Source organism: Exiguobacterium sp. s57, from assembly GCF_018617685.1.
Taxonomy (GTDB): domain Bacteria; phylum Bacillota; class Bacilli; order Exiguobacteriales; family Exiguobacteriaceae; genus Exiguobacterium; species Exiguobacterium marinum.
Map to the genome: position 1 here is coordinate 809,419 of NZ_JACSKR010000001.1, position 15,462 is coordinate 824,880.

Annotated in this window: 12 protein-coding genes and 1 other annotated feature; of the genes, 4 read left to right on the forward strand and 8 right to left on the reverse strand. The window is 45.7% G+C overall.

The window, feature by feature from the left end; genetic code table 11:
* Positions 1-11: 11 nt before the first annotated feature.
* The 3 genes from KNO98_RS04170 to tpx form a co-directional block, all read right to left on the reverse strand.
* Complete coding sequence (locus KNO98_RS04170; protein ID WP_214699193.1) at positions 12-1,223, reverse strand: acetate kinase; 1,212 nt, start codon at positions 1,221-1,223, stop codon at positions 12-14.
* Between the two features lie 119 nt (positions 1,224-1,342).
* Positions 1,343-2,236 (reverse strand): class I SAM-dependent methyltransferase, encoded by an 894-nt coding sequence (locus KNO98_RS04175; RefSeq protein ID WP_214699195.1) that lies wholly within the window; start codon positions 2,234-2,236, stop codon positions 1,343-1,345.
* 97 nt (positions 2,237-2,333) lie between these two features.
* A complete protein-coding gene (gene tpx / locus KNO98_RS04180) occupies positions 2,334-2,822 on the reverse strand; it encodes a thiol peroxidase (RefSeq protein WP_026825590.1) in 489 nt (162 codons plus the stop codon).
* Positions 2,823-2,971: 149 nt separating this feature from the next.
* Between tpx and KNO98_RS04185 the strand changes: the two genes are divergently transcribed.
* Entirely contained in the window at positions 2,972-3,790 is an 819-nt protein-coding gene (locus KNO98_RS04185; protein ID WP_026825589.1) for an NAD kinase, read from the forward strand.
* Positions 3,791-3,845: 55 nt separating this feature from the next.
* On the opposite strand, the gene KNO98_RS04190 is transcribed toward KNO98_RS04185, so the two are convergent.
* Together KNO98_RS04190 and ezrA are read right to left on the reverse strand one after the other, a co-directional pair.
* Entirely contained in the window at positions 3,846-5,417 is a 1,572-nt protein-coding gene (locus KNO98_RS04190; protein WP_214699197.1) for an amidohydrolase, read from the reverse strand.
* A 74-nt stretch (positions 5,418-5,491) separates the two neighbouring features.
* Positions 5,492-7,222 carry a septation ring formation regulator EzrA gene (ezrA, locus tag KNO98_RS04195; protein WP_214699203.1) on the reverse strand — a complete coding sequence of 577 codons (1,731 nt, stop codon included), beginning with the start codon at positions 7,220-7,222 and terminating at the stop codon, positions 5,492-5,494.
* Positions 7,223-7,457: 235 nt separating this feature from the next.
* On the opposite strand from ezrA, the gene KNO98_RS04200 reads away from it, so the two are divergent.
* Together KNO98_RS04200 and rpsD are read left to right on the forward strand one after the other, a co-directional pair.
* Complete coding sequence (locus tag KNO98_RS04200; protein WP_214699205.1) at positions 7,458-7,940, forward strand: GAF domain-containing protein; 483 nt, start codon at positions 7,458-7,460, stop codon at positions 7,938-7,940.
* Positions 7,941-8,162: 222 nt separating this feature from the next.
* A complete protein-coding gene (rpsD, locus tag KNO98_RS04205; RefSeq protein ID WP_026825585.1) occupies positions 8,163-8,762 on the forward strand; it encodes a 30S ribosomal protein S4 in 600 nt (199 codons plus the stop codon).
* 35 nt (positions 8,763-8,797) lie between these two features.
* Here rpsD and KNO98_RS04210 read toward each other — a convergent pair whose 3' ends face one another.
* On the reverse strand, positions 8,798-9,424 hold the full coding sequence (locus KNO98_RS04210) for a GTP pyrophosphokinase (protein WP_026825584.1): 627 nt from the start codon (positions 9,422-9,424) through the stop codon (positions 8,798-8,800).
* A 100-nt stretch (positions 9,425-9,524) separates the two neighbouring features.
* Positions 9,525-10,772 carry a tyrosine--tRNA ligase gene (gene tyrS, locus KNO98_RS04215; RefSeq protein ID WP_026825583.1) on the reverse strand — a complete coding sequence of 416 codons (1,248 nt, stop codon included), beginning with the start codon at positions 10,770-10,772 and terminating at the stop codon, positions 9,525-9,527.
* Between the two features lie 48 nt (positions 10,773-10,820).
* Positions 10,821-11,022, reverse strand: a binding site (T-box leader).
* A gap of 169 nt (positions 11,023-11,191) precedes the next feature.
* On the opposite strand from tyrS, the gene KNO98_RS04220 reads away from it, so the two are divergent.
* A complete protein-coding gene (locus KNO98_RS04220; RefSeq protein ID WP_214699207.1) occupies positions 11,192-13,672 on the forward strand; it encodes a transglycosylase domain-containing protein in 2,481 nt (826 codons plus the stop codon).
* Between the two features lie 37 nt (positions 13,673-13,709).
* Here the strand turns inward: KNO98_RS04220 and acsA are convergent, their stop codons facing one another.
* A complete protein-coding gene (gene acsA, locus KNO98_RS04225; protein WP_214699213.1) occupies positions 13,710-15,416 on the reverse strand; it encodes an acetate--CoA ligase in 1,707 nt (568 codons plus the stop codon).
* Between the last annotated feature and the right edge of the window lie 46 nt (positions 15,417-15,462).

The window sequence follows — 15,462 nt, forward strand, 5'->3', positions numbered from 1 at the left end:
GCAGATTTATTTTATGCGTGTTCTTCGACGAGGTTCGCGATGCGAACCGTGTCCCGTGCGATAACCAATTCTTCGTTTGTCGGGATGATGATGACCTTAACTGGTGAGTGTGGATAGTTGATGAACAATTCTTTACCACGTGCACCGCTGTTAAGTGAAGGATCCCAGTACACTCCCATAAATTCAAGACCACGGAGGATACGCTCACGGATGACGTCAGAGTTCTCACCGACACCTGCTGTGAAGATAATGGCGTCGACACCATTCATTTCAGCGGCATATTGTCCGATATAACCATGAATGCGGTTCGAGAAGATTTTCAATGAAACTTCTGCACGATGGTTACCTTCTGCAGCAGCTTGCTCGATGTCACGCAAGTCACTTGAAATACCAGAAAGACCATAAACACCGGACTCTTTATTCATGACATTCAACACATCTTCAGCAGACTTCCCTGTTTTTTGCATCAAGAAGGGAATGAGCGCAGGGTCCAATGAACCTGAACGAGTTCCCATTGTAATTCCTTCTAGTGGTGTGAAGCCCATTGTTGTATCGATTGAGCGACCACCTGCGACGGCTGCGATTGATGCACCGCTACCTAAGTGACATGAGATTAAACGTAAATCTTCGAGCGGACGGCCGAGAAGTTCTGCCGCACGTTGTGTGACATACTTGTGGCTAGTACCGTGGAAACCATACTTTCGAACACCGTGTTCTGTGTAGTATTCATACGGAAGACTGTACAAGAAGTTCTCTTCTGGCATCGACTGGTGGAATGCCGTATCGAACACTGCAACTTGTGAAACATTTGGCAAGATTGTTTGGAAAGCACGAATCCCAGTCAAGTTCGGCGGGATGTGAAGTGGTCCGAGCTCTGTGAAAGACTCGATATTCTTCATCACTTCTTCGTCGATGACGACCGAATCAGCATACAACTCTTTTCCGTGTAACACACGGTGACCTACGCCAGAAATCTCGTCGAACGATTGGATGATATCGAGTTCGATTAATTTCTCCAACGCCAATTCAACCGCGTCTTTATGTGTGTGAAGTGGCGTGACCACGTTGAACTTCTGTCCTTCACCATACTTGATTGTAAAAATTGCATCTTCTTTCCCTACACGCTCAACAAGTCCGACTGCGAGCAACTCTTCAGAAGGCATCTCGAGTAACTGGAACTTGAGCGATGAACTACCAGCATTGACTGCCATAATTTTCGTCATGTCATACACCTCTTAACTTTCGTTTTAAACGCTTTTATTTATCTGTTCAATTTAAAACTGATAACTGTATCATAATGAAGATACTTGATTTTGCATACCTTTTTCAAGTATTTTGTCCATTATTTTTGTGTTGTTTTGAACCATTCGTCAATCTGTTTCACCACATTGGCAACTGCTCTTACATCTGTGAACGATGGAAGTTCAACAAATAGTGCTTGTTTCGGACGCGTGACGCCTTCCCCTACTTTTTGAAGGAGCAACAAACTTTTCGCATAACGTTCATCTTTAAACATCGTCGTCGGGAGCTGGATGACCCCTTTGACGACGGCCTCGCGGTCCATCCATTGTTTTAATTTCCCTTCATCATCCTGTTCAAACAAATTGTTCGGAATGACAAACAATCCATGACCACCCGGTTTCGTATGACGAATCGCTTGTTCCATCATAAGAAAATGAGAGTACGAATGACCTTCTTCTCGCTCCATATCATATTCGGCGGCGACTTCATCGTTCGGATAATACCCGATCGGTAAGTCGGCAATCGAAAGATCGCTCGGCTCGACAAATAGAGGAGCGAGGGCGTCTTGATGGAAGTACGATACCGGCTCCCCTAATAAGTTACTTATAGAATAGGAAAGGCGGAGTAACAATTCATCGACTTCGACTGCTTGCGCTGTCGCATCTTTCAACTGGGAAAGGACGGCATGCGATAGTGTACCCGTTCCGCTACCAAGATCAAGGATTGTCGCCTCGTCCTTAAGTAGCTTTGTTGCCAAGTAGCCTATGAACAAACTGACCGCATCTGGTGTCGGTTGATTGTTCAGCGGAAGTTGTGTCGTTTCTTCAAGCACGAGCAAGCTGATGGCTTTGCGCACATCATCCATTTTTTCTTTTTCAATTTCGACGTGGTCAAACACTTGTACAAGCGCCTCAATCGGTAATACATCTAAGTCGTTGACGAGCTTTTTCGCTTCTGTTTTCCAATCACGATACAGTTGTTCAAAACGTTCCATTTTTCGTTCATCCTTTCCATACAAAACCGGCCCCCATAAGAGGACCGGTCGGTTCACATACTAGTGTAAGCTATTTTAATCAATTTCGCCAAACGAATCAATTCGCTTGTTCGAACGCTTGTAATGCCGCTTCAAAATCGACTTCATCTGTCATTTCATCCATATATTGAACATACTTCACAGTTCCATTTGAATCGACGACGAACACAGAACGTGCGAGAAGACGCATTTCTTCAATTAAGACTCCGTACGCTTTCGCGAATGAAAGATCGCGGTGGTCGGAGAGTGTGACCACGTTATCTAGACCAGATGCTGAACACCAACGGCGCTGTGCGAATGGTAAGTCGTTCGACACGGTCAAGACCGTTCCGCCAAGTGAAGAAGCTTTCTCATTGAATTCACGCGTTTGTGCGTCACATACGCCTGTATCAATCGAAGGAATGACGCTGATCAGTTTTTTACCCGGGTAACTTGCTAATGTCACTTCTTCTAAAGCGGTCGTTAAAACACGGAAATCAGGAGCTTCGTCTCCCACTTTCACTGGATTCCCTTGTAATGTCACGTTGTTCCCTTTAAATGTTGGCATAAACTCATCCCCTTTGTTGTAGTTACTTGTTCATCATATCGATGAATTCGAGCCTTTGACAAACTTCCTGCTTTTGGCTCTGTTTCAGTTTTCCCTATATTGGTCAGAAGAAACACGTTATAATAAAGGAGACACCATTGACAAAGGGGATGACTCAGATGAGAAACAACGTCTATTTGTACCATCGTAACGTCAACGAATTCACTAAAGAAGTGAAAAAGTTAAAAGAAATTGGGGAAAAACACGGATTTAACATCGTGAATCAACCTGAGGACGCGAACATTATCGCAGCAGTCGGCGGGGACGGCGCATTCTTGCAGGCTGTTCGTTACACCGGTTTCCGTCAAGATGCCATTTATGTCGGATTCGGACGCGGATTGAACGAGTTTTATTGTGATTTTGATATACATAAACTCGATGAAGTTGACCGACTCTTCTCAGACAACTCGACACGGATCGAAGAAGGCATCGAAGTACGGAAGTATCCGCTTCTCTCTTCATCAATCAACGAATCGACACCGCTTCTCTGTTTAAATGAAGCTTCGATTAAATCTAGTATCATCAAATCACTCGCCATCGAGGTATATATCGACGACTTACATTTCGAAACATTCCGTGGGGACGGAATGGTGGTCTCGACTCCGACCGGTTCGACTGCCTATAACAAATCATTGAGCGGTGCGGTCGTCGATCCACTCATCCCTTGCATGCAAGTGAGTGAAATCGCATCGGTCAACAATAATCGATACCGTACGCTTGGCTCTTCTTTCATCGTCCACGACTCACGTAAGCTATCGCTTCGTATCGTCGAAGACGGAAATGACTATCCGATCATCGGTATGGATAACGAGGCACTTAGTTTAAAATATACAGACCGAATTGATATCGAGCTTTCAGACCAAGTCATCAAGACCGTCAAACTCCGGACCAACTCGTTCTGGCACAAAGTACAACGTTCATTCTTCTAATAAACAAGAGGAGTCGATTCATCCGACCTGGATGAATCGACTCCTCTTTAATAGTTTACGATGTGATGACTTCTGCCTCGTATACCGGCTTTCCTTCGACGACCGTCATGACGAGACGATTATGAAGAATGTCTTCTCCGCTTAATTTAAAGAAATCCTCATCCCATACTGTGAAATTGGCATTGTAACTTTGAATCAACAGCCCATTCCTACCATGTGTACCGGTTGCAACATGAGGTGAATAAGTGAAGCTACGGAGTGCTTCATACATCGATAGGCGTTCGTTTGGATTTAGCGTGCTCGACCCTTTGAACGACTGTCTCGTCACTGCACCGAACAACCCCTTTCGAACATCGACGGATGAAATCGGAGCATCACTTCCTCCTAATAAGAGGGCCCCCGTATCTAGTAATGATTTGAACCGATACACATCATGAACGCGTTCATTCCCTAACCGTTCGAATAACATATCTAAATCATCCGATAAAAATACAGGTTGTGCGTCAATCAACACGGGTAGCGATTTGATGCGGTTGATGAGTGAATCATTTAATAGCGAAGCGTGAATAATTCGATCTCTCGTTCCTTTTTTAGCAGGATATTTTTCGAGTAAACCGACAAACTGTTCGACCGCCGCATCCCCGATCACATGTGCCGCCACATTCATTCCATATGTCCGCGCTTTTTTCACGAGCGCTTCGAGATGGTCCGGTCGATGCACTTCGATTCCGCGCTGACTTTGATCATCCGCATAAGGAACGGATAAAAGAGCGGTGCGTCCACCGAACGAACCGTCCACAAACAACTTCATCGCCCCAAAATCAAACCGTTTTCGCTTTGTCATCGCATCCTGTTGAATAATACGGTCCACCGCCTGCTCATGAACGAGAAGATGCGCCTGAAACGGGAGGTCTTCTAAAACATCCTCGTACGCTTGAATCGTCTCAAGTGGGTCTCCATGATAAAATAAGTCTTCGGTGTGAGCACCCACGATGCCATGCGAGAATAATGAATCGATTGCGCGACGGAGCGAGGTAGCATTTTTCTTTCGATTCCCACTCAGTTCTTTATAAAGAAGGTCTAAGGCAGCATCATATAAGACGCCGTTCAACTTTCCTTCCTCGTCTCGGCCGAGTTTCCCACCTTCGATGACCGTATGATGAATCAAACCGAGGCGTTCAAGTCCTTTCGAGTTCACAACCGCCACATGACGACAGACACGCTTCAAGACGACAGGACGATCCGAGATGACTTCATCAATCATGTCTCGCGTCGGCATTTCGCCAAGCAAACGATCATCAAACCCTTCGGCTACAATCCATTCGTCCCCAGACCCTTGTTGTTTCATCGTCTCAAGTAATTCTCGAAGGTTGGTCGCTTCGCTTGCATCGACACGATCCAATGCTTCTCCGTAGCCGACGAGATGGATATGTGAGTCAGTGAAGGCTGGATATACACTTTTCCCTTCCAAGTTCACAATCTCTTCAATCCGACCGGCGTATGTACGACGGAGATGCCCTTCTTCTCCCATTTTCAAGACCCGACCATGCTCTACAAACATGGCTCGCATCATCTCACCTGGTTTATTTAACGTATAGATGTTCCCATTGACCCATAACGTACCCATCTGACGATTCCTCCTTGATTGAAAAAAGATTGACGTCTACGTTTTTCCCGTTTCCGTCAATCTTTATGCATCGATTATTTTTTTAGTAACTCTTGTTGCTCTAACCCTTTATCCACACGTTGACGAATTTCATGCGCCCCGTTTTCTTCAAATCGCCCAAGCACCCGCTCACCGATTTCAACGGCAGTACCGTACTCACCATGCAAAAATTTATTTTCTGCAAGCGTCAGAGCAATGTGCACTTCGTTGTCACGACGACGGAAACGGTTCGCATACTGTAATAACTGTTCGGCATACGTCACTTGGCGAATGAGGGCATGTACACGGTCACGGAAATGGTCCATCATTTCTTCCACGTCATGACTGAGCCCTACGATGTATGTCATATTGAACGGCGCCTTATCGAACTGTTCATCTAACGACTGGACACCTTTTTGAAGTTGACGTAAGTCGTTCGACAAGTCGCTTGGTACAACCGGCATCGCACTTTTTGCCAAGAGTCGTCGGTGGCCAGACAATTCTTTCTTCCACGTCTCTAACTTGTGTCGTACTTCAAGTTCTTCTTTTCTTAATGAATTCGTGTCTTCAATGAACCGTTCGTGCATCGCATTGAATTGGTCGAGTGATCGTTTCGCTTCCTGCACTTTAGATTTAATCATGCTAAACGGCAACATTTGAGCGACAAGAGCTTGTTCGATGTCAAGAACGTTGGCCGTAAGCTCCGTCAGTTCACGTTCTAGTTGTTCAAACTCTTCACCGACGCGGGCATTGATTTCATAATTACTGACGAGTCGAGACATTTCAGTTTGTAGGTTGTTCATGATTTCAGTGGATTGACGTTCTCGTTCCTGAATCGCTGCAAATTCTTTTTTCACGTATTGACGAGCATCGACTTCCGTTCGGAATGCTTCAAATAGTTGGTCGATATCCGAACTCAATTGTTGCATGTCCTCTTCGAAATGATCGAATTCCAATCGCTCGATTCGAGTCATCAGTTCCTCACGACGTTCTTCCGCTTGGTCGATTTCATCCATCAGCCCGAGCGGTTCGAGCGCATATCCGTCCATTTGCATTTCTTTATGTCCAGCCCGCAACTGTTGAAGTTGTTGTTTTAACTCAACTTGAACCGTTCGTACAAATTGAGGAATGATTCGAATCAACTCACGGATATGTCCGACTTTGTCCGAAAGTGCTTGTCCGGTTTCAAATGCTTCAGATACTTGACCGACTTGCTTTAAGTTGATCATCTCACTTCGCTTCGCCTCAGCGGTTGCAATCTCTTGTTCGACAAGAGCATAGGTCGGTCCGAATGCATGGTTTTGAGAGTTCAATGTTTTGCGGAACTGATACAGTTCTTTCTCATCTTGCTTCACAATATCCATTAGCGAAGTGTGGTGTGTTGTAAACTCATCCATCTCATCGAGCATGGCGTGTACCATCGCCTCGAGTTCTTCGATGAGTTGCTCTGTTGCATTTAAGTCGGTCTTCACTTTCATAAAGCGATATTTATCAAGATCTTCTTCAGCTCCATATAACGCTTCATCAATTTGACCTGTATGCACACTGACCAGCTCATCCCAAGACTGATGCCAACGATCAAACTTTTCCTTTGTTTCCCCTTCCATCGGCCATTGTTTGAACTTTTGGAGTTCAACAGGTACGCTCGCACTGAGCACACTTTGTTTCCTCATATCCAAGTCATCAATTTTTTGATAAAAGTTCCTTCGAATGAGCATACTGCCCAACATACCGCCTAATACGACGACGATGATTCCAATGATCAATCCATAAATTCCGTAATCCATCTTTGTCACAACCTCCAAGCCGCTTTCGTGGACTTATGTACCTTATATTAAAAAGAAGTATTTTATAAGAATAGATATACTTAATCATATTATAGAACCAATGATTTGCATAGGTTTTCCAATGGTTTCAATGGAGATTGTTCATTTTTTCAGAACTTTTCCGCAAGACAAATCACTAATTTGCGTGTACCATAATGCTAAATTCTAAAAACATGAAAGACGGAGGGGATTTGCTATGTTCCAAACGACATCGTATTCAGGTGATTTAGCTGCAGGTTATGAACTATTAAATAAGCAACTCGCTGCACTATTAGAAGGTGAGACAAATGAAGTGGCTAACCTAGCTAATGCGAGTGCTTTACTGAATCAATTTTTAGATCGCATCAACTGGGTTGGATTTTATGTGACAAATTCTGAGGATAGTCTCATCTTAGGACCTTTCCAAGGGCTACCGGCCTGTGTGCACATCGCATTTGGAAAAGGCGTTTGTGGAACGGCAGCGTCTACACAAAAAACTCAGCTTGTGGCCGATGTCCATCAATTCCCAGGACATATCGCTTGTGATGCAGCTTCAAACTCGGAAATCGTTGTCCCTCTCGTGCGCGACGGTAAAACAATCGGCGTCCTCGATATCGACAGCCCTGAATTTAATCGATTCTCCGAAATCGATCGTCAAGGACTCGAACATTTTTGTGAGACATTACTTCACTATATTTGATTGACAAGCATCACGTTTCATCGTATACTCATCTTTGTGCATGAAATGACGATAGCAGTCACTGACAAACGTATCCACCTTTCGGGCCTCGACTTAGTCGGAGGGGCATCTCGTAGCTTCGCTATCAAGTGAAGGTGCTTGCACCTTGAAAGGGGCGTTACTCGTCTTTGACACCGTTGTTCTTTTGTGCAAAATACATGAACAACAAGGAGGAGTCCAAACATGGCTCGTTACACAGGTCCAGCTTGGAAACTCTCGCGTCGCTTAGGCATCTCGCTTAGCGAAACGGGTAAAGAATTAGTAAAACGTCCTTACGCACCAGGTCAACACGGAAATGGTCGTAAGAAAATCTCAGAATACGGTCTTCAACTTCAAGCGAAGCAAGCACTTCGTCACATGTACGGAGTGAACGAGAAGCAATTCAACCGCATCTTCAACGATGCTGGTAAAATGCCAGGCATCCACGGTGAGAACTTCATGTTCTTGCTCGAATCACGCCTTGACAACCTCGTTTACCGTTTCGGTCTCGCTCGCACACGTCGTGGAGCACGCCAACTCGTCAACCACGGTCATATCACAGTTGACGGATCACGCGTAGACATCGCGTCTTACCGCGTAAAACCTGGTCAAGTTATTGCAGTTCGCGAAAAATCGAAAAACGTTAAAGCAATCGCTGAAGCTCTTGAAGTAGCACCAGCTACAAAAGACTTCGTATCGTTTGACGCTGAGAAACTCGAAGGTACATTCGTACGTCTCCCAGAACGCGCTGAACTTAACGACCAAATCAAAGAGCAACTCATCGTTGAGTACTACTCACGTTAATGCTTTTAATCCCCTTCTTCGCGAAGGGGATTTTTTTATTTCTTTAAGATTTCTTGTCGAATACGTCCCATCTGTGTGTCGAGGGCATCGGCCATAAAAGAAGCCTCAATAAGCTCTTCTTTGGACGATTCCGGTATCGCATGCTGATATTTGTATTGAAGCTTATGTTCCGTCGCTGCCCAAAAATCCATGGCGAGCGTCCGAATCTGAATCTCGGCCGGCACCCAGATAATTCGTTCGGCCAAATAGACTTTTGTCTTCACAATGAGATGTAAGCTGCGATACCCGCTTGGCTTCGGATGCTCGATATAATCTTTGACTTCGATAATCTCCAAATCATCCCGCGCCTCTAAATGACGTAAAATCGCATATATATCATCTCGGAAGCTCGTAACAATCCGTATTCCCGCTACATCATGCACATGTTCCCAAAGCGCCTCGATTTCTAACGGCAATTCTTTGCGCCTCATCTTGCGTACGATGGACGGCAACGTCTTCATCCTCGTCTTCACATGTTCAATCGGTGAATACCCGAGTCGCGTCTGCCAATCCAAGTCGATGATCCCGAGATCGCTCTCAAGTTCTGTGATGGCCATCTCATAGTATCGAAAATGTTCGCGCCATTGATGGAACTGATCACCGAAAAACTCTTCTATTTCCATTATCATCCCTCCTACCTCATCATTTTATCAAATCACCATAGCTGAAAAAGGGTTAAAAAAGTCCATTCCTCAACAAAAAAGGAACGGACGGACATGATGATTATACGTGACGAATCACAAAGTATTTTTTCTTACCACGACGAATGATTGTAAATTCGCCGAGTGTGTCAGCACGCGTGATGACTTTATCAAGTGCCTGTTCACGCTCGCCGTTCAAGTAAATCGCCCCGTTCGTCACGTCTTCTCGTGCCTGACGTTTCGATGGTGAAATCTTCGCTTCGACGAGGAGGTCGACAAGGTTACGTTCCCCGTCAAGTTCAAATTGCGGCATTCCTTTGAATGCGTCCTCCATGTCTTCCGGTTGAAGTGATGTCAAATCACCACTGAAGAATGCTCTCGTGATGCGTTCAGCTTGCTCAAGCCCTGCTTCACTGTGGACGAGCTTCGTCATCTCTTCTGCGAGACGTCGCTGTGCCACACGTTTCTCAGGTGCTTCCGTCACTTCAGCTGCAAGTGCTTCGATTTCTTCATGAGACATGAACGTGAAGTATTTGATGAACTTGATGACATCGGCATCGTCGACGTTAATCCAAAACTGGTAGAACTCGTACGGTGAAGTCTTGTCAGCATCCAACCAAACTGCACCGCCGGCCGTCTTCCCAAATTTCTGACCATCCGACTTCGTGACGAGCGGCACCGTGAGTCCGAACGCTTTTTCCGAATGGCCGAAGCGACGGATCAATTCAAGACCTGCTGTGATGTTTCCCCACTGGTCACTGCCTCCGACTTGAAGACGACATTTTTCAGTCTCATATAATTTCAAGAAATCGTATGATTGCAGCAACATGTATGAAAATTCAGTGTAAGAGATCCCGTTCTCCATGCGCGAGTCCACCGAATCTTTCGCTAACATGTAACTGATCGGGAAATGTTTACCGATATCGCGAAGGAAGTCGATAATCGACATCTCTTCTGTCCATTCGTAGTTGTTACGGATTGTGATCGGATTCTCTCCTTCAAGCGGGAGGAATCGACTTAACTGGTCTTTGATACGATCCGAAAAGAGTTTGACCGTATCCAATGTGTTAAGAGAACGCTCGTCTGAACGCCCGGACGGATCTCCAATCATACCTGTCGCCCCACCGACAAGCGCGATGACCTGATGACCTGCCTGTTGGAAACGTTTTAACGTCAAAATCGGCAGTAAGTGTCCGATATGAAGCGAATCCGCTGTCGGGTCAAATCCCGTGTACAACGTCGTCGGACCCTTGAGTTGTTCCTTCAATCCTTCTTCGTCTGTCATTTGGTTGACAAGCCCTCTAAACTCTAAATCTTTTAATAGTTCCATTTGTTCCACTCCTTCAATTGACATAAAAAAACGTCCCTTCTCATATTGAGAAGGGACGGAGATTCCGCGGTACCACCCTACTTGTCGCAATATGATGCGACCGCTTTGAGCGAGAGATAACGGTCTCGAACCGGCCTAATGGCACGCTCTGAAAGTGTAATTCATCGTTTGGCGTTGGCTAGTTCACAGCAACCACTAGCTTTCTGGACAAGAGGCCGACCGACTACTTCGCTTTCTTCAAGGCGTCATGATATTGTTGACTATGCTATTCATTTTATAAGCATCGATTTCGACTTGTCAACTCCCATATCGAAACTTGCACGCGACATCGGTTTCACGGTAAGGTGTAGGTTGAATTGTGCTATAATCGAATATATTACTGTCTAAAATAGTTTTACACCATATTTAAGGAGGCTGTCATGCTGCAGAAGATTCGAGACTTATGGAATAATCCGACGTCATTGAAAGTACGTCGCTATGCAAATGTTATGTATGATGTGTCGTGGAACGTTCTGCTTCTGACCATCATTTCTGTTATGTTAATCGGGTTTTTAGGTGCTGGAATCGGTGTCGGATATTTCGCATCCCTTGTCAAAGATATGCCTACCCCTGCATACAAGACGATGACGTCACAAATCAATACGTACACATCGACCTCAAATATTTTCTTCGGGAGCGGGGAACGCATCGGGAACTATACGACCGATGAAGTCCGAATCCCGATTCCGGTAGAAAAAGTATCCCCTTACGTCGTCGACGCGCTTCTCGCGACAGAGGATGTCGAGTTCTACGAGCACGACGGAGTCGTTCCGAAAGCAACATTACGCGCGATTTTACAAGAAGCAACCGGATCAGAAGATCGTACGGGTGGTTCAACCCTCACCCAGCAATTGATCAAAAACCAAATGTTGACGAATGAAGTTTCGTTCGAACGAAAAGCAAAAGAAATTTTACTTGCCCTACGACTTGAAAAAGCGATGGATAAGGATGAAATTTTAAATGCCTACTTGAACGTCGTCTCTTTCGGTCGTAACTCGATGGGACGCAATATCTCCGGAATTGAAGCAGCTTCTCGTGGTGTGTTCAATACTTCGGCAGAGAAGTTAACGCTCCCTCAAGCCGCCTTTCTTGCCGGGATTCCGAAAAACCCGTTCTTCTATACACCCTACTATCAAGGTGGTGTCATTAAAGAAGACGTATCGGGTGCAGTCAACCGAATGAAAACGGTATTGAACCGGATGTACGTCGCCGGGAAGATTACGCAAGAAGAGTATGATGCAGCTTACAACTATGACATTACGCAAGACTTCATGCAGACACAGACGAAGCCCCGTGACAAATATCCGTATGTTGTTGATGAAGCGGAACTACAAGCACGTCAGATTGTGACAGATTATTTATTGGAGCAAGATGGAATTGAAATTGATGAATTGAGTTCTGAAGAAAAAGACTCTGTTCAATCCACTTATGCCAAGCGTGCGCATAACATGTTGCGTCAAGGTGGTTTCAACATCCGTTTGACACTCGATAAAGAAGTGCACGAAGCGATGCAACAACCGGCTAAAAATGCCGGAAACTTTGGTCCGAATCAATATGTCGAAGAAGAGGACCGTACACTTCCTGAACAAACCTCTTCGGTTATGATTGAAAACAAAACTGGGAAAGTACTTGGATTCGTCGGAGGTCGATATATCAACGGTAAGACGGATGACTTGAACCGTGCTTTCTGGGCGGAACGTCAAATCGGATCGACTGCAAAACCAATTCTCGTCTATTCAAACGCAATCGAAGCTGGCATGATCACGCCAGCCACTCAAATTATTGACGAAGAATATTACTATCAATTCACTGGTCCGGGACAACCGAAAAAACAAGTTCAAAACGAAGGGAAGACGTATCGCGGAGTCGTCACAGTGCGCGATGCACTCAAGCTTTCATTGAACGTTCCGGCCGTTAAAATTTATGAGGAACGTAATCAAAAACCTGCCGATACACAGAAGCTAGTGGATATGGGGATTCCTGTATCCGAAGGAAATCGTTACGCATCAGCAATGGCCCTCGGTACAGGAGAAGTAAAGCCAATCGATTTGGCAGCGTCGTATGCGATGCTCGCTAACTACGGTGAGCATGTGGAGCCTTATTTCATCCAAGAAATCGAATATCAAGGTGAAGTGATTTACGAAGCGAAACCGAAGAAAACTCGTATTTTCACGGAACGTACCTCTTATCTCGTGCTCGATATGTTGCGTGATGTTTACACGTCAGGTACTGCGACATACGCACAATCCTTACTCAACGTCCCTGGCGACTGGATGGGTAAAACCGGTACAACAAACGCTCAACGCGATTCTTATTTAGTTGGATCGAACCCGAACGTCACACTCGCTGTCTGGTCTGGTTATGATTCACAACTTGCCTCGATGCTAGACAGCTGGGAATATGGGCGTTACTATCAGCGGACACAACGCATTTGGTCACAAACGATGAATCGTGTATATGCAGATAACCCTAAAGCACTAAACGTCAGCGCACGCTTCTCGCAGCCTTCAAGCGTCTCTGCAAAAGACTTCACAGATTCTGGTTCATTCTCTGAGAAGAAGAAAGTAGAAGAGAAAGAAAAAGAAGAGGAAGAGAAGAAAAAAGAAGAAGAAGCCAAGAAAAAGGCTGAGGAAGCTAAGAAAGAAGCTGAAGAGAAGAAACAAGAAGCTGCTGACGATGCTGCAGCGAAGAAAAAAGCCGAAGAAGAAGCTAAACGAAAAGCTGAAGCTGATGCTTCTGCCAAGAAAAAAGCGGAAGAAGAAGCGAAGAAAAAAGCTGAGGAAGAGGCTCAAGCTGAAGAAGAGGCCCAACAAGAAGCCGATCAACCAGCTGAAGATAACGCCGATTCGGATGGTGAATGAAAAAAGGTCGACACATTTCGTGTCGGCCTTTTTTGCTTCAGTCTTCCATCGTCGATAAGTCACCGGCCTCGAGATTCAACTCCCAAGCTTTCAAGACGCGACGCATAATCTTACCACTCCGCGTTTTTGGCAGCTTGTCTTTGAATTCTATTTCGCGTGGTGCCGCGTGAGCAGCCAATCCTTCTTTGACGAATTGCTGAATTTCTTGCTTTAACTCATCCGACGGCTCATAGCCTTTCCGAAGCGCGATGAACGCTTTGATGATTTCACCTCGAATTGGATCTGGTTTTCCGATGACGCCCGCCTCAGCGACAGCCGGATGTTCGACGAGTCGGCTTTCGACTTCAAACGGTCCTACTCGTTCTCCCGCTGTCATGATGACATCGTCGACACGTCCTTGGAACCAGAAGTATCCGTCTTCATCCATGTAAGCCGAGTCACCAGATACGTACCAATCTCCCCAGAAATAGCTCTCATACTTCGCATCGTTCTTCCAAATCTTCCGCATCATCGATGGCCAAGGTGTCTTGAGTGCCAAGTTCCCCATTCGATGCGGCGGGAGCGGTTTGCCACGATCGTCCAAAATGGCCGCTTCGCATCCAGGAATCGGTTTCCCCATCGACCCTGGTTTGATATCCATTGTCGGGTAGTTACAAATCATCATCCCACCCGTTTCTGTCATCCACCACGTGTCATGGATTCGAAGGTCAAACGCCTCGTAACCCCAACGAATCACTTCAGGGTTCAACGGCTCACCAACCGATAAAATGTGTCGTAAGGAAGACAGGTCATATTTCTCAAACGCTTCGTTCCCGGCACCCATGAGCATTCGGAACGCTGTCGGTGCACTATACCACACTGTCACGCCGAATCGTTCAATAACCGAGTACCAAAACTCTGGATTGAAGCGTCCGCCGACGATGACGTTCGTCGCGCCATTCAAAAACGGTGCAAAAATCCCATAACTCGTCCCAGTCACCCACCCCGGGTCAGCTGTACACCAGTAAACATCGTCAGGTTGAAGGTCGAGTACCCATTTGCCTGTCATCATATGTTGGATCATGGCGTTGTGGACGTGGAGAACACCTTTCGGCTTCCCAGTCGAACCAGAGGTATAGTGTAAAATTAAACCATCCTCACGATCGACCCACGTCAACTCTAAATCTGTTGTCGCATCGTTCGCGAGTTTACGGTAATCGAGTGCTTTTTCCGATTCCTCAACATCGTCACCGACGAGTAAAATCGTCTCAAGATGTGGCAATTGGTCGACTGGGACACGTGGCAATAGTTCTTTCGTCGTCACAATCACTTTCGCTTCCGAGTCGAGTAACCGGTCGTGAACCGCTTGTTCCATGAATGCCTCAAACAGTGGCCCTACGATGGCTCCGAGTTTGATTGCTCCGAGTAAAATAAAATAAAGTTCTGGCTGACGTGGCATAAAGATAAAGACGCGGTCGCCTTTCTCCACACCAATCGACTTCAGAACATTACCAGAACGATTACTCTCTCTCTTCATATCCGCATACGTGTAGCGCTCTTCCCGACCCCCATCGAAATAAAGCAATGCCACTTTTGTCGCCAATTCACTCTCTGCATGGCGATCGATTGCTTCGTATGCCAAATTGACTTTCCCCGTCAAATTCCAAGAAAATAATGTTTCTGCTTGTGTCCATTCAAACGACTGACAAGCCTCTTCATACGACGCTAATTGATGCTCCCCTGTTAACGCTTTCAATTTTTCCATCGTTAAAGATTCGCCTCCCCTGTAAAGATTGGTATAACCACTTTCA